This is a genomic window from Micromonospora sp. ANENR4, assembly GCF_015354395.1.
Lineage (GTDB): Bacteria > Actinomycetota > Actinomycetes > Mycobacteriales > Micromonosporaceae > Micromonospora > Micromonospora aurantiaca.
This window is the reverse complement of the sequence record NZ_JADKYQ010000006.1, coordinates 63,340-79,983: the sequence shown is the minus strand read 5'-3', so window position 1 is coordinate 79,983 and position 16,644 is coordinate 63,340. Positions and strand designations below refer to the sequence as shown.

21 protein-coding genes are annotated in these 16,644 nt (G+C 74.4%); 10 read left to right on the top strand and 11 right to left on the bottom strand.

Features of this window, described 5'->3' with window-relative positions; genetic code table 11:
• Window positions 1-84: 84 nt before the first annotated feature.
• Window positions 85-669, top strand: a complete 585-nt coding sequence (locus IRY44_RS12080) for a TetR/AcrR family transcriptional regulator (RefSeq protein ID WP_194800497.1) — start codon at window positions 85-87, stop codon at window positions 667-669.
• Between the two features lie 6 nt (window positions 670-675).
• On the opposite strand, the gene IRY44_RS12075 is transcribed toward IRY44_RS12080, so the two are convergent.
• Both IRY44_RS12075 and IRY44_RS12070 read right to left on the bottom strand, forming a co-directional pair.
• Window positions 676-1,188: a GNAT family N-acetyltransferase gene (locus tag IRY44_RS12075; RefSeq protein ID WP_194800496.1), complete on the bottom strand. Its 513-nt coding sequence runs from the start codon at window positions 1,186-1,188 to the stop codon at window positions 676-678.
• Complete coding sequence (locus IRY44_RS12070; RefSeq protein ID WP_135241895.1) at window positions 1,185-1,400, bottom strand: biotin/lipoyl-binding carrier protein; 216 nt, start codon at window positions 1,398-1,400, stop codon at window positions 1,185-1,187. Before IRY44_RS12070 ends, IRY44_RS12075 begins: the two co-directional genes overlap by 4 nt.
• Before the next feature lie 238 nt (window positions 1,401-1,638).
• Between IRY44_RS12070 and IRY44_RS31260 the strand changes: the two genes are divergently transcribed.
• Window positions 1,639-1,713 (top strand): 50S ribosomal protein bL37, encoded by a 75-nt coding sequence (locus IRY44_RS31260; protein WP_369752275.1) that lies wholly within the window; start codon window positions 1,639-1,641, stop codon window positions 1,711-1,713.
• An 81-nt stretch (window positions 1,714-1,794) separates the two neighbouring features.
• On the opposite strand, the gene rsrA is transcribed toward IRY44_RS31260, so the two are convergent.
• The 5 genes from rsrA to IRY44_RS12045 form a co-directional block, all read right to left on the bottom strand.
• Window positions 1,795-2,082 (bottom strand): mycothiol system anti-sigma-R factor, encoded by a 288-nt coding sequence (gene rsrA, locus IRY44_RS12065; protein ID WP_135241896.1) that lies wholly within the window; start codon window positions 2,080-2,082, stop codon window positions 1,795-1,797.
• Between the two features lie 2 nt (window positions 2,083-2,084).
• Window positions 2,085-2,894 carry a sigma-70 family RNA polymerase sigma factor gene (locus IRY44_RS12060; protein WP_194800495.1) on the bottom strand — a complete coding sequence of 270 codons (810 nt, stop codon included), beginning with the start codon at window positions 2,892-2,894 and terminating at the stop codon, window positions 2,085-2,087.
• A gap of 228 nt (window positions 2,895-3,122) precedes the next feature.
• Window positions 3,123-3,734 carry an alpha/beta family hydrolase gene (locus IRY44_RS12055; RefSeq protein WP_194800494.1) on the bottom strand — a complete coding sequence of 204 codons (612 nt, stop codon included), beginning with the start codon at window positions 3,732-3,734 and terminating at the stop codon, window positions 3,123-3,125.
• A gap of 100 nt (window positions 3,735-3,834) precedes the next feature.
• Window positions 3,835-4,227 (bottom strand): WhiB family transcriptional regulator, encoded by a 393-nt coding sequence (locus IRY44_RS12050; protein WP_013288375.1) that lies wholly within the window; start codon window positions 4,225-4,227, stop codon window positions 3,835-3,837.
• 214 nt (window positions 4,228-4,441) lie between these two features.
• A complete protein-coding gene (locus tag IRY44_RS12045) occupies window positions 4,442-5,149 on the bottom strand; it encodes an SOS response-associated peptidase (RefSeq protein ID WP_194800493.1) in 708 nt (235 codons plus the stop codon).
• Between the two features lie 102 nt (window positions 5,150-5,251).
• Between IRY44_RS12045 and aroA the strand changes: the two genes are divergently transcribed.
• From aroA to IRY44_RS12025, 4 genes are all read left to right on the top strand, one after another.
• Window positions 5,252-6,553 (top strand): 3-phosphoshikimate 1-carboxyvinyltransferase, encoded by a 1,302-nt coding sequence (gene aroA, locus IRY44_RS12040; RefSeq protein WP_194800492.1) that lies wholly within the window; start codon window positions 5,252-5,254, stop codon window positions 6,551-6,553.
• Between the two features lie 162 nt (window positions 6,554-6,715).
• Complete coding sequence (gene rsgA / locus IRY44_RS12035) at window positions 6,716-7,651, top strand: ribosome small subunit-dependent GTPase A (protein WP_269697612.1); 936 nt, start codon at window positions 6,716-6,718, stop codon at window positions 7,649-7,651.
• Window positions 7,652-7,708: 57 nt separating this feature from the next.
• Window positions 7,709-8,527 carry a histidinol-phosphatase gene (gene hisN, locus IRY44_RS12030; protein ID WP_194800491.1) on the top strand — a complete coding sequence of 273 codons (819 nt, stop codon included), beginning with the start codon at window positions 7,709-7,711 and terminating at the stop codon, window positions 8,525-8,527.
• 60 nt (window positions 8,528-8,587) lie between these two features.
• On the top strand, window positions 8,588-9,553 hold the full coding sequence (locus IRY44_RS12025) for a hypothetical protein (RefSeq protein WP_194800718.1): 966 nt from the start codon (window positions 8,588-8,590) through the stop codon (window positions 9,551-9,553).
• Here IRY44_RS12025 and IRY44_RS12020 read toward each other — a convergent pair.
• A complete protein-coding gene (locus IRY44_RS12020) occupies window positions 9,436-10,704 on the bottom strand; it encodes a glycosyltransferase (RefSeq protein ID WP_194800490.1) in 1,269 nt (422 codons plus the stop codon). The genes IRY44_RS12025 and IRY44_RS12020 overlap by 118 nt on opposite strands.
• Before the next feature lie 192 nt (window positions 10,705-10,896).
• Between IRY44_RS12020 and IRY44_RS12015 the strand changes: the two genes are divergently transcribed.
• The 3 genes from IRY44_RS12015 (at window position 10,897) to IRY44_RS12005 (ending at window position 13,275) form a co-directional block, all read left to right on the top strand.
• Window positions 10,897-11,895 (top strand): SDR family oxidoreductase, encoded by a 999-nt coding sequence (locus tag IRY44_RS12015; protein WP_194800489.1) that lies wholly within the window; start codon window positions 10,897-10,899, stop codon window positions 11,893-11,895.
• Between the two features lie 56 nt (window positions 11,896-11,951).
• A complete protein-coding gene (locus IRY44_RS12010; protein WP_194800488.1) occupies window positions 11,952-12,623 on the top strand; it encodes an ATP-binding protein in 672 nt (223 codons plus the stop codon).
• A gap of 79 nt (window positions 12,624-12,702) precedes the next feature.
• Complete coding sequence (locus tag IRY44_RS12005; protein WP_194800487.1) at window positions 12,703-13,275, top strand: DUF5709 domain-containing protein; 573 nt, start codon at window positions 12,703-12,705, stop codon at window positions 13,273-13,275.
• A gap of 4 nt (window positions 13,276-13,279) precedes the next feature.
• Here the strand turns inward: IRY44_RS12005 and IRY44_RS12000 are convergent, their stop codons facing one another.
• Both IRY44_RS12000 and macS read right to left on the bottom strand, forming a co-directional pair.
• Complete coding sequence (locus IRY44_RS12000; protein WP_194800717.1) at window positions 13,280-13,912, bottom strand: response regulator transcription factor; 633 nt, start codon at window positions 13,910-13,912, stop codon at window positions 13,280-13,282.
• Between the two features lie 11 nt (window positions 13,913-13,923).
• Window positions 13,924-15,045: a MacS family sensor histidine kinase gene (gene macS / locus IRY44_RS11995; RefSeq protein WP_194800486.1), complete on the bottom strand. Its 1,122-nt coding sequence runs from the start codon at window positions 15,043-15,045 to the stop codon at window positions 13,924-13,926.
• Between the two features lie 115 nt (window positions 15,046-15,160).
• Here macS and IRY44_RS11990 point away from each other — a divergent pair, with 115 nt between their 5' ends.
• On the top strand, window positions 15,161-15,628 hold the full coding sequence (locus IRY44_RS11990) for an ATP-binding protein (protein ID WP_194800485.1): 468 nt from the start codon (window positions 15,161-15,163) through the stop codon (window positions 15,626-15,628).
• A gap of 14 nt (window positions 15,629-15,642) precedes the next feature.
• Here the strand turns inward: IRY44_RS11990 and IRY44_RS11985 are convergent, their stop codons facing one another.
• Entirely contained in the window at window positions 15,643-16,581 is a 939-nt protein-coding gene (locus IRY44_RS11985; protein ID WP_194800484.1) for a ribose-phosphate pyrophosphokinase, read from the bottom strand.
• Window positions 16,582-16,644: the final 63 nt, after the last annotated feature.

Genomic DNA, 16,644 nt, shown 5'->3' with positions numbered 1-16,644 from the left:
CTTGCCGCCCGGCTAGTTTGCTTACTAGCCGGACGGTAAGCTGGTGGCGGGCGCACGTCAAGCGGATCGGAAGGATGTCGGCCGGTGAGGGAGACCACAGGTGGCACGCGGGAGCGGATCCAGGCCGTCGCCTTGGAACTCTTCACCGAACAGGGCTACGAGAAGACGTCGCTGCGGGAGATCGCCGAGCGGCTCGGCGTGACCAAGGCGGCGCTCTACTACCACTTCAAGAGCAAGGACGAGATCGTCACCAGCCTGGTCGACGACCGGCTGCGCCGGATGGACGAGCTGATCGCCTGGGCCGCCGACCAGCCGCCCACCCTGGCGACCCGGCGCGCCCTGATCGGCCGGTACGCCGACAGCATGTTCGCCGGCGACCTGCCCCAGGTGATGCGCTTCTTCGAGCAGAACCAGACGGTGCTCAAGAGCCTGGTCGCCGGCCAGCAGATGCGGGACCGGATGATGCGGCTGGCGCACGAGCTGTGCCGGGGCGACGACTCACCCGCCGCCCAGCTCCGCGCCGCGCTCACGCTGTTCGCGGTGCACAGCAGCTGGTTCGCGGTACGCGCGCCGGGCATCACCGACGACGAGCGCAAGCGGATCGCGCTCCAGGTGGCCGACGAGCTGCTCGCCAAGATCGGCGAGACCGGCGAGACCGGCCAGGGCTGAGCCGGTTCAGCCCGCCGCGGTCAGGTCCAGACGCAGGCCGCGCAGGTCGATGCCGGGCAGCGGCGTCCAGTCCTTCTCCGGGTACCTGACGAAGCCGAGCCGCTCGTAGAGGCGGTGTGCGCTCACCGCCATCCCGGCGCGGACACAGATCACCACGGCGGTGCAGCCCAGCTCCGTGGCGCGCGCCACGCACGCCGCCGCGAGCGCGGCGCCCGCGCCCCGGCCCTGCGCCGCCGGATCCACAGCGAGCATCCGGAACTCGGCCTCGCCCGGGCCGGCCAGTTCGGCGTACGGGGTGCCGGGCAGCACGAACGTCACCGCGCCGAGCACCTGGCCGGTGGCGTCGTCGACGGCCACCAGCACCTCGCCGGTCTCGGCGCGGCCGGCCACGTCGGCGAGCACCGGCGCGTACCCGCTCTCGTCCTTGAGCTGGCCGTCCGCCTCGTACGCGGCGACGGTCAGCCGCGCCACGACGGGGAAGTCCGCCGGCTCGGCCCGGCGCACCCGCAGGCCGGTCAACCGATCTCCGCGATCAGGTCGCCGTCCTGCACCACGTCACCCTCGTTGACGGCGAGCTTCTGCACCACGCCGTCGGACTCGGCGACCACCGGGATCTCCATCTTCATCGACTCCAGGATGACGAGGGTGTCGCCCTCGGACACCGTGTCGCCGGCCGCCACGACGACCTTCCAGACGTTCGCCACCATCTCGGCGCGGATCTCCTCGGCCATCTCGCGGCCCTCCCTCTCCCCGACAGCTCCCCGACAATCCTGCGAACGGTATCCAATCATGACGCCGGTCACGCCGGGCCGCGCACCACCGGGCCGCGATCCGCCCCGCCGCGCCCCGGCGGGCGGTGACGGCACTAGCATCGTGCGGGTCGGCCACCGGCGAGCCCGGAGGGCCACACCGCGACCTCCGCCGCGCTCCGCCGCGGACGGAACCGTGACCAGCACAAGGAGGCAGAGCATGGCGAAGAAGGCCCGCAAGAAGAAGGCCCGTAAGAAGAGCAGCGCCAACCACGGCAAGCGCCCCAACTCCTGATCATCCGATCAGGCGGCGCAGTCGCCGGACAGCGCGACGGCCCGGGTCCGTGATCGGACCCGGGCCGTCTCGCGTCGTCCGTCAGTCGGCCAGTTCGCGGGACTCGGTGGTCTCGAAGACCACCAGCTCGGTCAGCCGCAGGCGCAGCCGCTCCCGCAGCTTCTCCGGCGCCGCCTCGTTGCCGCAGCACCGGGCGACGAGCGCCTTGACCTCCTGCTCGATGCCGTACTCGCGCAGGCACGGCCCGCACTCGTCCAGGTGGTGCCGGATCAGCACCCGGCGCTCCTCGGCGCACTCCAGGTCGAGGTAGAGGTAGACCTCGGCGAGGACCTCGTGGCAGTCCGTCTCGTGCGGTTGTCCACAGCTCACGGTCACACCTCCCGGCCGGCGGCGGCGGTCGAACCCTTCTTCGACGAGGCGGCGCTGAAACCCCGCTCCGCCGCGTACTGCTCAAGCAGCTTCCGCAGATTACGTCGGCCACGGTGCAGACGGGACATCACGGTGCCGATCGGCGTGCCCATGATGTCGGCGACCTCCTTGTAGGAGAAGCCCTCGACGTCGGTCAGGTAGACGGCCAGGCGGAACTCCTCCGGCAACTGCTGGAGGGCCTCCTTGACGTCGCTGTCCGGCAGCCGGTCGAGCGCCTCCGTCTCGGCCGAGCGCAGGCCGCTGGACGTGTGCGACTCCGCTTCGGCGAGCTGCCAGTCGGTGATCTCCTCGGTCGGCGCCTGGATGGGCTGGCGCTGCCGCTTGCGGTAGGTGTTGATGTAGGTGTTGGTCAGGATCCGGTAGAGCCAGGCCTTCAGGTTCGTGCCCTGCTCGAACTGGTGGAAGGCGGCGTACGCCTTCAGGTACGTCTCCTGAACCAGGTCCTCCGCGTCCGCCGGGTTGCGGGTCATCCGCAGCCCGGCAGCGTAGAGCTGATCGACGAAGGGCATCGCGTCCCGCTCGAAGCGGGCCCTGCGCTCGTCCGTCTTCTCGGTGGTCAACCGCACATCCCCTCGCGTCGGATGCTTTCCCGCCGAGGATACGCGTACCCACTTACCGGCAGATTCACTTCCGGACTGTGTGCCGGTGCTCACGACCGACGCCGCCGCGGGCCACTCCGGCGCGTCGAGCAGCCGCCGGAGCTGGCGCTCGTCCCGTTCGTCCCGTTCCCGGCTCCGTGTCTCGATCGGCACCGGTCACCCCCCTCGCGATGGCTCTGTCGTCGTCCAAGGGAAGTAACGCGAGTTGTGGGGCGTGGCATTCCTCCGGTCCCACCCGATCCTGGTCCCGGCCTCGGCCGCGACCGACGCTGGGACCAGGAAGGGCCTGGGAGGGTGGCCCCGGCGCGCCCGAACCGGGCGGCCGGCACCAACCGGTGCAACGACCCGCCGTGGCGGACGGTCACGGCGCGCGCCGCCCGGTCAGGACGACCACCCGTGTACGCGCAGCCAGTCCCGCACCACGGCGGCCGTACCGGCCGGATCGCGGCGCAGGTCGTGGCGCTCCCCCGGCCGGACCACCACCTCGATCCCGGGGCCGGGCTCGGGCACGCCGAACGGGTCCCGGTCGCCGTTGACGACGAGCGTGGGCAGCCCGGTGAGCAGTTCCCCGGCCCGGGAGCGCTCCGGCCGGCCCGGCGGGTGCAGCGGGAACGCCAGCGCCACCACGCCGGCCGCCCCGACGGCGGCGGCGGTACGGCAGGCCACCCGGGCGCCGCTGGACCGGCCGCCGACCACCCAGTGGCGCACCAGCGGGGCACGGCGGCGCAGGTCGGCCAGCACCGCCGTCCACGCCTCGTCGAGGTGCCCGGCGGGGGCGGGCGCGCGTCGCCCGGCGACCCGGTACGGCTGGGTCACAAGGGCCACCCCGGCCCCGGCGGCGAGCACCGCGTCCCGCACCGCGGTCAGGTCGGGCGCGTCCACGTCGCCGCCGGCGCCGTGCCCGAGCACCAGCACAGTGGTGGCGTCGGCGGGTGTGTCGAAGCGGAGCCGGGCGGATCCGCGTGGGGTGTCGATCTCGTCGTCGTGCCGCACCGGCCCATTCTGCGCGGACCGGCGCGCCCGCCGGTGGTCCGGCGCGGAAACGCCGACGTCGCCCGCGGCCTGCCGGAGCGGGCCACGGGCGACGTCGGGATCAGCTCAGCGGAACCAGCGTGAGCAGGCGGTCGCGCACCGGCGGACCGGCGTCGTCGAGTGCGTCCGGATCCGGCTGCACCTCGCTGCGCCAGGCCACCAGCATGGCGCGCCGCTCACGCGGCGTGGTGCCGCCCCAGACGCCGTGGCAGTCGCCCACCTCGAGCGCCCAGGCCAGGCAGGAGCCCTGGACGTCGCAGGTGCGGCAGAGCGCCACCGCCGCGTCGGCCGGTTCGTTCGGTGCCGGAAAGAACGTCTCCGGATCGACGTTCTGACAGGTGCCCCTGGTGCGCCACGCGTCGTCCTGGCGTCGTTCGCTCAGCGCCCGCAGCAGTCGCGGATCGCGCCGTGCGGCGGCTACCTCGTGCGGACGCGGCATACGTGCCCGTGTCAATACACCCACCTCCCCCGTGGGAACCGGCGTAGATCTCTCCACAAGATCGATGGGTGTCATCCGCCCCGTGCGAACAGACGCCCATCACCGGCGCTGTGTTCTATCGCATTCGAATACGTAAGGACAAGGGTCTTCAATGAAACTGACTGAACGTCCGGGCGACTTTTCCGGCCCAACCCCGGCAAACGGGGCGCGCAAATGTGGCGGAGCGTGATCAGAACAGTGTCGGTCCGGCGGCCGTCCCGACGCCCGCCGGAGCCACCGCGGCGACCAGCTCCGGACCGTCGTTGCGGACGTCGCCGACGGCCCGGGACACGGGCCGGATCTCCAGCCCGGCGAGCAGGCCGGCGTCCGGCGGCGCGAGCAGTTCCGCCGGCTCCTCGGCCGGGCCGAGCCACTCCGCCCAGCGCTCCGGCGACAGCAGCAGCGGCATCCGGTCGTGCACCTCGGCCAGCTCGCCGACCGCAGCGGTGGTGAGCACGCTGAACGTGAGCCGGGCCGCACCGGCCGACTCCCAGACCGACCAGATGCCGGCGAAGGCCAGGATCGAGCCGTCCCGCGGGGTCATGAAGTAGGGCTGGCGCCCGCCGTCGGCGAGGCGGACCCACTCGTACCACCCGTCGGCGGGGACCAGGCAGCGACGGCGGGCGAAGGACGGCGCGTACGCCCGGCTGGTGGCGACCGTCTCGGCCCGCGCGTTGATCATGCGGGCGGCCCCGGCGGCGCTGCGCGACCACTGCGGGAGCAGGCCCCAGCGGCCGAGGGAGAGCAGCCGGTGCCCCTCCGGGGCGAGCCGGACCAGCGGCACCGGGTCGGTCGGCGCGACGTTGTAGTCCGGCGTCACCCCGCCGGTCTCGTCGGCCGACTCGAACAGCGCGCTCAGGTCGGCGGCGCTCCGGGTCGTGGCGTACCTCCCGCACATGGCGCCCACGCTAGCCGCATCCGGACGTTCCGGCTGTCCCGCCCAACGGGAGCAGCGGCGCCGGACGGTTCCACCAGGCCGTGAGCTTGGCAGAATGTAACGGTGAGCAATCCGACCGCGACGCGTCCGCCGCAGCAGTGGACCGCGCCGACCGCGAGCGACCCGGTCGCCGCGACGCTGCGCCTGCCCGGCTCCAAGTCGATGACCGCCCGGGCCCTGGTGCTCGCCGCGCTCGCCGGCGGGCCGTCGACACTCGCCCGGCCGCTGCGCGCCCGGGACACCGAACTGATGGCCGGTGGCCTGCGCGCACTCGGCGCCCACATGTCGATCTCGGACGACGACCGCTGGCTGGTCCGCCCCTACCCGCTGGCCGGCCCGGCGCACGTCGACGTCGGCCTGGCCGGCACCGTGATGCGCTTCCTGCCCCCGGTGGCCGGGCTGGCCGCCGGGCGGGTCACGTTCGACGGCGACCCGCACGCCCGGACCCGGCCGCTCGGGCCGCTGATCGGCGCGCTGCGCACGCTCGGCGTCCGCATCGACGCGCCACCGGCCGGCAGCCTGCCGCTCGTCGTCCTCGGTGCGGGCCGGGTTACCGGCGGCGACGTGGTGATCGACGCCTCCGCGTCCAGCCAGCTCGTCTCCGGGCTGCTGCTCGCCGCGCCCCGCTTCGACAGGGGCGTCGTGGTCCGGCACGAGGGGCCGCCGGTGCCGTCCGCGCCGCACGTGCGGATGACGGTGCAGATGCTGCGCGCGGCCGGCGCCGCCGTGGACGACACCACGCCCGACGTGTGGACGGTCGAGCCGGGCCCGCTGTCCGGGCGCGGCTGGGAGATCGAGCCGGACCTGTCCGGCGCGGCGCCGTTCTTCGCCGCCGCCCTGGTCACCGGCGGCGAGGTGACGCTGCAGGGCTGGCCGCGCAGCAGCCTCCAGCCGGTCGAGCGGCTCCGGGAGCTGCTGCACCGGATGGGCGGCGAGGTGAGCCTCGGCACCGACGGCCTGACCGTGCGGGGCACCGGCACGGTGCGCGGGATCGACGCCGACCTCTCCGACGTCGGCGAGCTGACCCCGGTGCTGGCCGCGCTCACGCTGCTCGCCGACGGTCCGTCCCGGCTCACCGGCATCGGCCACATCCGGGGCCACGAGACCGACCGGGTCACCGCGCTCGCGAAGGAGTTCACCGCGCTCGGCGCGGACATCACCGAGACCCGCGACGGGCTGGACATCCGGCCCCGACCGCTGCGCGGCGGGACGTTCCGCACGTACGCCGACCACCGGATGGCGCACGCGGCGGCGGTGGCCGGGCTGGCCGTCCCCGGCATCGAGGTCGACGACGTGGCGTGCACCTCCAAGACCATGCCGGAGTTCCCGGCACTATGGTCGGGGATGGTGACCGGCAAGAACTGACAGCGGGGGGACGTCCTGGCGACGAAGCGGCGCGAGTACGACGAGGACGACGTCCGGGTCCGGCCGGGCCGGTCGTCGCGCCCGCGAACGCGCACCCGGCCCCGGCACGCCGACGCCGTCGACGGGTTCGTCATCGCCGTCGACCGGGGCCGCTACACCTGCGTGCTCCCCGGAGCCGGGCCGGACGCGCCGCTCGTGACCGCCATGCGCGCCCGTGAGCTGGGACGCAAGTCGGTTGTGGTGGGCGACCGGGTGGGTCTGGTCGGGGACACCTCCGGTGCGCCGGGCGCGCTGGCCCGGATCGTGCGCATCGCCGAGCGGACCTCGGTGCTGCGGCGTACCGCCGACGACGACGAGACCACCGCCGAGGGGCGGCTGGAACGGGTGGTGGTCGCCAACGCCGACCAGCTGGTGATCGTCAGCGCGCTCGCCGACCCGCCGCCGCGTACCGGGTTCATCGACCGCTGCCTGGTGGCCGCGTACGACGCCGACATCGAGCCGCTGCTCTGCCTCACCAAGGCCGACCTGGCCGGTCCGGAGGCGGTGCTCGGCTACTACACCGAGCTGGAACTGCCGTACGTGCTGATCCGCCCGGACTCCGACCTGGCCGCGCTGCGGGCGCTGCTCGCCGGCCGGGTCTCGGTGATGGTGGGTCACTCCGGCGTGGGCAAGTCGACGCTCGTCAACCGCCTCGTCCCGGACGCCGAGCGGGCGGTGGGCACGGTCAGTGCGATCGGCCGGGGCCGGCACACCTCGACCAGCGCGGTGGCGTTGCGGCTGCCCGCCGAGCCCGGCGCCGACGGCGACACCGGCTGGATCGTCGACACCCCGGGGGTACGCAGCTTCGGGCTGGCCCACGTGTCCGCCGAGAGCCTGCTGCACGGCTTCCCGGATCTGGTCGAGGCGACGGTGGACTGCCCGGCCAACTGCCCGCACACCGCCGACGAGGCGGACTGCGCGCTCGACGCCTGGGTGGCCGCCGGGAAGGCGGACGCGCGCCGGCTCGCCTCGTACCGCCGGTTGCTGGCCTCCCGCAGCGGCGAGGGCGACCCGCGCGAGCCGGAGCGCAACCCCGGCGATCCGCTCGCCGGGTCCTGACCGGGCCGGCGGCGACCCGCCGTCGCCGGCCGGGCCGCCGCCACTAGCGTGTCCGTCATGACCGGGTACGCCGACGACCTCGCCCTCGCCCACCTGCTCGCCGACGCCGCGGACGCCGTCTCCTCGGCCCGGTTCCGCGCGCTCGACCTGCGCGTCGAGTCCAAGCCGGACCTGACCCCGGTCTCCGACGCGGACACCGCCGTGGAGCGGGAGATCCGCGCGCTGCTGGCCGCCCACCGTCCCGGTGACGGCCTGCTCGGTGAGGAGTACGGCGAGCAGCCGCCGGCCGGTCCCGACGGGCGGCGCTGGGTGATCGACCCGATCGACGGCACGAAGAACTTCGTCCGGGGCGTACCGGTCTGGGCCACGCTGATCGCGCTGCTGGAGCACGACCGGCCGGTGCTCGGCCTGGTCTCCGCCCCGGCGCTGGGCCGCCGCTGGTGGGGCGCGCTCGGTGCGGGCGCGTTCGCCGGCACCGGCCCGGCGGACGGCACGCCGATCCGGGTCTCCGGCGTGACGGCGCTCGGTGACGCGAGCTTCTGCTACTCGTCGCTGACCGGGTGGGAGCAGGCCGGGCGGCTGGACGCGGTGCTCCAGCTCATGCGCGACACCTGGCGCAGCCGCGCGTACGGCGACTTCTACGGCTACATGCTGCTGGCCGAGGGTGCACTGGACGTGATGGTGGAGCCGGAGCTGTCGCTGTGGGACATCGCCGCGCTGGTCCCGATCGTCACCGAGGCGGGCGGAGTCGTCACGGATCTGGCCGGGCGGCCCGCGCCGGCCGGCGCCGACTCCGCCGACATCAGCGCCGTGGCCAGCAACGGCGCGCTGCACGACGACATCCTGGCCCGGCTCGGCCGTCCAGCCGAGCGCTGACCCCGGGGGAGCCTCTATCCTCGCCAGGTGGTTTCCTCCGGTTGGTGCTTCCTGGCGGCGATGATCATCGCGTACGGCTTCGCCAACCTCCTCCAGTCGGTCGCGGCCGCGCGGACCACCGTGCACCACACGTTCGACCCCGGGCTGCTGCTGCGCCTGGCCGGGCACCGGACGTACCTGATCGGCCTGACCTGCCAGGTCGTCGGCTTCGTGCTGGCCTTCCTGGCCCGCCGTGACCTGCCGTTGTTCCTGGTCCAGGCCAGCGTGGCGGCCGGGCTCGGGGTGACCGCCGTCCTCGGCGTGCTGGTGCTCAAGTGGCGGCTGCCGGCGGCCGAGGTGGTGCTGCTGGTGCTGCTGTTCGCCGGCATCACCGCGCTCGTGCTCTCCGCCCAGCCGGCGCCGTCACGGCAGCTCGGCACCGCCGGGCTGGTCGGCCTGGCGGTGGCGGTGCTGGCGATCGCCGCCTCCGGCTTCTTCGCCGCCCGGCTGCACGGCGCGCTCGGGTCGGTGGTGCTCGGCTCGCTGGCCGGGATGGCGTTCTCCGCCGCGGCGGTCGCGGCCCGCCCGCTCGCCTCGGCCGGATCGGTGGAGGCATTCGTCCGCGACCCGCTGCTCTACCTGCTGATCGTCCACTCGCTGATCGGCCAGCTGCTGCTCGGGCTGGCCATGCAGCGCGGTTCGACCACGGCGGCGGTCGCGGCGATGGACGCCGCCGGCGCGGTACCCGCCGCGATCGTCGGTCTGCTGCTGCTCAACGACAAGATCTGGCCCGGCCGGGAGTGGCTGGCCGGACTCGGCTTCCTGGTGACGCTCGCGGCGGTGGTCGGCCTGACCCGGTATGCCGAACCGCAGCACCACCACGCCGGCGCCCGCCAGAAGGCGATGGTGGGCGCCGCGATGGTGCCGGTTCAGGCGGCCTCGACCGGCCCGCGTTCGGAGACGACCACCTCGACCGGCGGCGTCGCCTCGACCGGCGTCGGCTCGATCGGCGTGGCCGGGCGGCGCCGTCCGATCACCCGCTCGTAGAGGCGCTCCAGCGCGGCGGCGGTCCGTTCCCAGGTGTAGCTGCACCGGACCCGGTCCACCGCGGCGTGCCCGTACGCGAACCGTCCGGCGTTGTCGGACAGCAGTCGGCGCAGCGTGACCCCGAGCGTGCGGACGTCACCCGGCGGCACCAGCTTGCCGGTCACCTCGTCCACCACCGCGTCGGCGATGCCGCCCATGGCGTAGCCGACCACCGGCACGCCGCAGGCCATCGCCTCCAGCGACACCCGCCCGGCCGACGCGTAGTGCGGGGTGCAGGCCACCACGTCGGCGGAGCGGTACCAGGTGGCCATCTGGTCGTGCGGCACCGCGCCGACCAGCTTCACCTGCTCCGCCACGCCCGCCCGCTCGGCCAGCTCGCGCAGCCGGCGCGCCTCGGCGTGCCCGTCCAGCCGCTCGGGCGGCGGGCCGCCGGCGATCACCAGTTCCGCGTCACCGACCAGCCGCATCGCCCGGATCAGGTCGTCCTGGCCGTGTCCGGGCGCGAGCCCGCCGACGGAGAGGATCCGGGCCCGCTGGTCGCGGGGCGCCGCCTCGCCGTCCGGGTGGAACTGGCCGGTGTCCACGCCGGTCGGCACCATCGCCACCGACGTACGTTGCAGGCCCATCCGGGTCAGCTCGTCGACCTCGTCGTTGCACTGGGCCACCGCCACGTCCACGGCCCGGGTCAGCGCCCGCTCCAGCGGGATGCGCTCCCCCGGCCCGGTGTACTCGCGGCCGAGATGCCGCAGCTGCTCCACGCCGAGCGAGTGGAACGTCTGCACCACCGGGATGTCCGTGGCACGGACCGCGTGCGCGGCGGCCAGCCCGCCGACCCAGTAGTGCCCGTGCACCACGTCGGGGGTCCAGTCCCCGGCCCACTGCCCGGCCAGCCAGCGGCCGTACTCGGCGACGAACGGGACCAGCTCGGCGGTGGAGAGCATGTCGGGCGGCCCGACCGGGACACGTTCCACCCGGTAGCCGTCGAGTTCGGTCAGGGCGGGCTGGGCGGACGCGGCACGGCGCTCGTAGACGCGGACGTCATGGCCCCGGGCGGCGAGCTCCGCCGCCACGCGCGCAATGTGCTCCTGCGTCCCGACGGTGGGACCGTCGGTGGACGAGCCGGCGTGCGCGCATACAAGGCCGACGCGCATGGTGCACCTCCATGCGTTTCTCGCGAGCGGGGTCTCCGGTCAGAGCGTCCCATTAACCCAGGTCCGGTGCGCCCAAACCTGACAGATCGGGGTCACCCGGCCAGTGCGTCCCGTGGGCGGGACAGCCGACCGATGCCGATCACCGGCGAAAACGGTCGGCATGACCGCCCCGGCCCGGGGTACCGACGGGGAATGCCGCTGACCCGCAGCCTCTCCGACGCCACAGTCGTCATCACCGGCGCCTCCAGCGGGATCGGCGCGGCCACCGCGTACGCGCTGGCCCGCCGGGGCGCCGACGTGGTGCTGGCCGCCCGGACCGAGTCCGCGCTGCGCCGGGTCGAGTCGTTCTGCCGGGAACTGGGCGGACGGGCCCTGGTGGTGCCCACCGACGTGACCGACCCGGAGGCGGTGGAGCGGCTGGCGACGCGGGCGGTGGCCGAGTTCGGCCGGATCGACGCCTGGATCAACAATGCGGCGGTGGGCACCGTGGGGCTGTTCGACGAGATCCCGGTGGCCGAGTTCCGCCGGGTGGTGGACGTGAACCTGCTCGGCACCGTGTACGGGACGCGGGCCGCGCTGCCCTGGCTCGACGCGGCCGGCGGCGGGGTGCTCGTCAACAACGCCTCGGTGCTGGCCGAGGTGGCGATGCCGTACCAGTCGGCGTACAACGCGACGAAGCACGCGATCCGAGGACTCGCCGACACCGTGCGGCAGGAGCTGCGGGTGACCGGCCGGGGGAACATCTCGATCTGCACCGTGCTGCCCGCCACCATCGACACGCCGTTCTTCCGGCACGCCGCCAACCACTCCGGCCGGGAGCTGACCCCGCCGCCGCCGGTGTACCCGCCGGAGATGGTCGCCGAGACGATCGTCAAGTTGCTGCGCCGGCCTCGGCGCGAGGCGTACGCGGGCGGCGCGGCCCGGCTGATCGGGCTCCAGTGGCGGCTCGCCCCGGCGCTGGCCGAACGCGTGCTGGGCTGGTACACCGCGCGCACCCAGTTCGGCCCCGGCGTACGCGCCGACTCGACCGGCGCGGTCTTCACGCCGGACGCGGCGGCGGAGCGGACCGACGGGTGGTCCGGCCGGCGCGGTCAGGTGCTCCGGCTGAGCGCGGCCGTCGGGCTGGCCGCCGGCACCGCTGTCGGCACGGTGGCGGCGCTCAGCCGCCGGTCGCGGGCCGGCCGGCCGTGAGTCCCGCCGACCGGACCGGTGCGCGGGCTCGGACCGAGGTGCACAATGGGGCGATCATGCCGACGGATGCACGTTGCCTGGTGGAGACCGACGACTCCTCGCCGACGGTCCGGCTGACCGGGGTGCTCGACCGGTCCGAGGTGGAGGCCGTCCGGGACGCGCTGCTCGCCCGGCTGTGGCGGCAGCCCGGGGTGCTGCTCGTGGACCTGTCCGGGGTGCGGATCCCCGATCCGATGGCACGCACCGCCCTGGACGAGATCTGCCGGGCGGTGGACGACTGGCCCGCCGCGCGGCTGCTGCTCGACCCGGACGGGCCGCCACCGGACGCCGCGCCCGAGCCGCTCGACGCCGAGCTGCCCCCGGTGGTCGAGGCCGCCCGGGAGGCGCGCGTGCTGGTGGCCGGCGGCTGCGCCAGGTGGGGACTGCCGGAGCTGACCGAGCCGGCCTGCATCGCGGTCACCGAGATGGTCAACAACGTGGTGGCGCACGCGGTCACGCCGATGACGCTCCGGCTGGCCCCGCGCGGCGGCGCGCTGCACGTCGCGGTCCGGGACCACTCGACCGGGCGGCCCGCGTACGGCGGTCCGGCGCCGGTTGACTCGGTGGGCGGGCGGGGGCTGCTGCTCATCGACACGGTGGCCCGGCGCTGGGGCAGCACGGCACTGCCCGACGGCAAGGTGGTGTGGTGTGTGCTGTACGCCGAGGACGAGGCGGCGTACCGCAACTGAGGTGCTTTTCGCACCGTTTCTCCTGATCCACCCGGCCGGTCGCGGTTAGGGCGGGGAGCGCAGTGGGTAGTTCCCGGGCATGCGCGACGACGAGTACCCCACCCCCGTGTCCGATCCCGAGGCGGCGGGCCTGCCCGACACCGCCGACGACGACTCCACCGCGAACGACGATGTGCTGACCGGACGCGAGGCGGACGGCCCCGAGCCGGCCCAGCTCCCCGGTGACCGCACGCCGGTCGCCGTGGACCAGTTCGGCACCACGGCGGAGGAGCAGCTCGACGGCGAGTCGCTGGACTACAAGCTCCAGCGCGAGCAGTACGAGCGCCCCGCCGACGACCCGCTCGCCGGCCCGGTCGACCCGGACATCGCCGCCGAGGCGGACAGCGAGGAGGCCGCCGCGCAGGCCCAGCTCGACGCCGACGTGATCGACCCGGGCCCGGTCTCGGACCCGCACTCCCCGGTCTCCGTGTATGACCACGGCCAGCTCGGCACCGTCGCCGACCACCAGGTGGGCCGGTTGGTCGAGCCGGACGAGGGCGCACACACCGACCAGGAGACCGACAACGTCGCCTACGACGCCGGCGCGGCCGGTGGCGGGGCCAGCGCGGAGGAGCTGGCGGTGCACGAGACCCGGCCGCCGGAGGCGCACTGACAGCTCAGTCGTCCAGGCCCCGCTCGATGGCGTACCGGGTCAGCTCGACCCGGTTGTGCAACTGGAGCTTGCCCAGGGTGTTCTGCACGTGGTTCTGCACGGTCCGGTGGGACAGGCCCAGCCGGTCGGCGATCTGCTTGTAGGACAGCCCCTTGGCGACCAGACGCAGCACCTCGGTCTCCCGTTCGGTGAGTCGGGGTGCCTCGTCGTGCGGGGCGGCCGGCGCCGCGGCCAGCCGCCGGTACTCCCCCAGCACCAGCCCGGCCAGGCCGGGCGTGAACACCGGCTCACCGGCCGCCGTGCGGCGCACCGCGTCCAGGAACTCCGCCGGCGCGGCCGACTTGATCAGGTAGCCGGTGGCGCCGGCCTTGACCGCGTCCAGCACGCCCTGCGGCTCGCCGCTGGCCGACAGCATGAGCACCCGCACGTCGGGCAGCGCGGCGCGCAGGCCCCGGATCACCTCGACGCCGGAGATGTCCGGCAGCTGGAGGTCGAGCACGACCAGGTCGGGACGGGCCGCCGCGGCCACCCGTACCGCCTGCCGGCCCTCGCCGCTGGTCGCCACCACCTGGTGGCCCGCCTCGGTGAGGTCCCGGGCCACGCCCTCGCGCCACATCGGGTGGTCGTCGACCACCATCACCCGGATGCTCACCCGCGGCTCCTCGGCACGACCAGCTCGATCTCGGTGCCCGCGCCGGGCGCCGACACGATCCGCACCTCACCGCCCAGGTCGGCCACCCGGCCCCGGATGGACTGCGCCACCCCGAGCCGCCCCTGCGCGGCGGCCTCCGCCAGCCGGCCCTCCGGGATGCCCGGCCCCTCGTCGCGTACCGAGACGGTCACCGTCTCCTCCTCGTCCTCGATCAGCACCCAGGCCCGCCCGCCGGCGTGCCGGGCCACGTTGTCCAGCGCCGCGCCGACCGCGGCGCCCAGCTCACCGGCGGCCCGCGCCGGCAGCGGCACCGGTGTGGCGGGCGCGGACACCACGACGGTGGCCGAGGCGTACCTGTCGATCAGGTCGCGCAGGTCCTGCTCGTCCCCGCCCGGGTCCGGCGGCGCGCCCGCCCGGCCGATCAACGCCCGCAGCGCCGCCTCCTGCTCGCCGGCCAGCCGGGCCAGCTCGGCCGCCTCGCCGTCCAGGTCCGCGCCGCGCCGCCGGACCAGCGCGAGCACCTGGAGCACCGAGTCGTGGATGTCGCGGGCCAGCCGTTCCCGCTCGCGGGTGGCCGCCTCCAGCTCCACCGCCCGCTGCAACCGCTCCTCCGCCTGCACCGCCAGCCGCGCCACGTGCCCGACCACCACGCCGGCGAGCAGCATGAGGATCGCGCCGGTCAGCGCGGACGGGCTGATCCGGTCCCGGGTGGCGAGGTCGGCGCCGCCGAGGACGATCGCCGCCACCGCGCCACGTCGCCGCCCGCCGGAGACCGCCCAGGCCAGCACCGGCCCGGCCAGCCAGGCGGCGGTCAGCATCGGCACCCCGGCGGCGAGCGCCGCTCGGCCCACCACCCAGGGCGTGACCAGGATGATCGCCAGCACCACGCCGAGGTCGGCCAGGAGCAGCGGCCAGCGCCGCCCGGCCGGACGGCCGTAGCCGGCCGCCGTCACGCCGCTCCACGCGAGCATCGCCAGCAGGACACCGCCCGCGGCGACCGGGTGCGCGTAGCTGCCCGCGTCGCGCAGCACGACCAGTCCGACGTACGCGAGCGCGGCGAAGCGGAACACCGCTATCGATCGCCAGAAGGGGCCCTCGAGGCCGGAGGACGACGGCATGTGCGCCACCCTGTCACAGCCGGTCCGGGGCACCCCGGGCGGTGCGGGCCGAGAAACCCTGACGTACGGTGGAAATGCCGCGAAAGTCGTCGAGAACCATCGTCGGGACGGGGTCATGACAGACGCAGAACTCCCCGCACCGCGTACGGTTGTGCCCATCGAACCTTCCCTGCTTCTCGCCACCGCCTTCGACCAGGCGCAGGTGACCGGGCTGCGGCACTCGGTCACCTCCTGCGCGCACGGTTCCGGCCTGTCCGGCCAACGGCTGGACGACTTCGTGCTGGCGGTCAACGAGCTGATCACCAATGCGGTCCGCCACGGCGGCGGGCAGGGCTGGCTACGGCTCTGGGAGCGGAACGGCGAACTGGTCTGCGAGGTCGCCGACCACGGGCCCGGGATCAGCGAACGGCGGCTGCGCGACCGCGAGCGGCCCGCGCCGGACACCGCCGGCGGCTGGGGCCTCTGGCTGGCCCGGGAGCTGAGCGACACGATGGAGGTGGAGAGCGGCGAGGCCGGCACGGTCGTCCGGATCACCGCCGCGCTCGCCACCCGCCAGCCCGTCACCGGCCCGCCGGACGGCTGACCCCGCCGCCGGCGTCAGGCGAACAGGGCGCTCACCGACTCCCCGTTGTGGATCCGCCGCATCGCCTCGGCCAGCGCCGGCGCCACCGACAGCACCTCCAGCTTCGGCACCCGCTTCTGGGCCGGGATCGGCACCGTGTTGGTGCAGACGATCTCCAGGACGCCCTCCTGCGCGCTCAGCCGCTCCAGCGCCCCGCTGGAGAACAGGCCGTGCGTACAGGCCAGCCGGATCGAGCGGACCCGCCGCTCGCGCAGGTGCGAGATCAGCTCGATCACCGTGCTGCCCTTGGCGATCTCGTCGTCCAGCACGATCACGTCCCGGTCCGCCACGTCACCGATGATCGTGCTGATCTGCACCCGGTCGTCGCTGAAACGCTGCTTCGCGCCGGCCGCCACCGGAGTGCCGAGCATCCGGGCGAACGCGGCGGCCTCCTTGGCGTTGCCCAGGTCCGGCGAGACCACCACCGCGTTGCTCAGGTCGTACCCCTTGAAGTGGGCGGCCAGCTCGCGCAGCGCGTGCAGGTGGTCCACCGGGACGCTGAAGAAGCCGTGCACCTGCGGCGAGTGCAGCGTCATGGCCAGCACCCGGTCCGCGCCCGCGGAGGTGAGCAGGTCGGCGACGAGCCGGCCACCGATGGAGATGCGCGGCGCGTCCTTCTTGTCCGACCGGGCGTACGCGTAGTGCGGCAGCACCACGGTGATCCGCGCGGCCGACGCACCCCGGGCCGCGTCGATCATGAGCAGCAGTTCGACCAGGTGCTCCTGCACCGGCGGCACCAGCGGCTGGATGAGGAAGACGTCGCGCTCCCGGCAGTTCGCCTGCAACTGCACCTCAAGGCAGTCGTTGGCGAACCGGGACACCCGCACCGGGTGCAGCGGGACGTGGAGGTGGGCGCAGATCTCGGCGGCGAGGTCGGGATGGGCCGACCCGCTGAACACGGCAATGTCACGCACGTCTGATGATCGTACGGGCCGCCGGAGGGAGACGGTGGACGCTCGCGGCGGGTACGGTGCTGC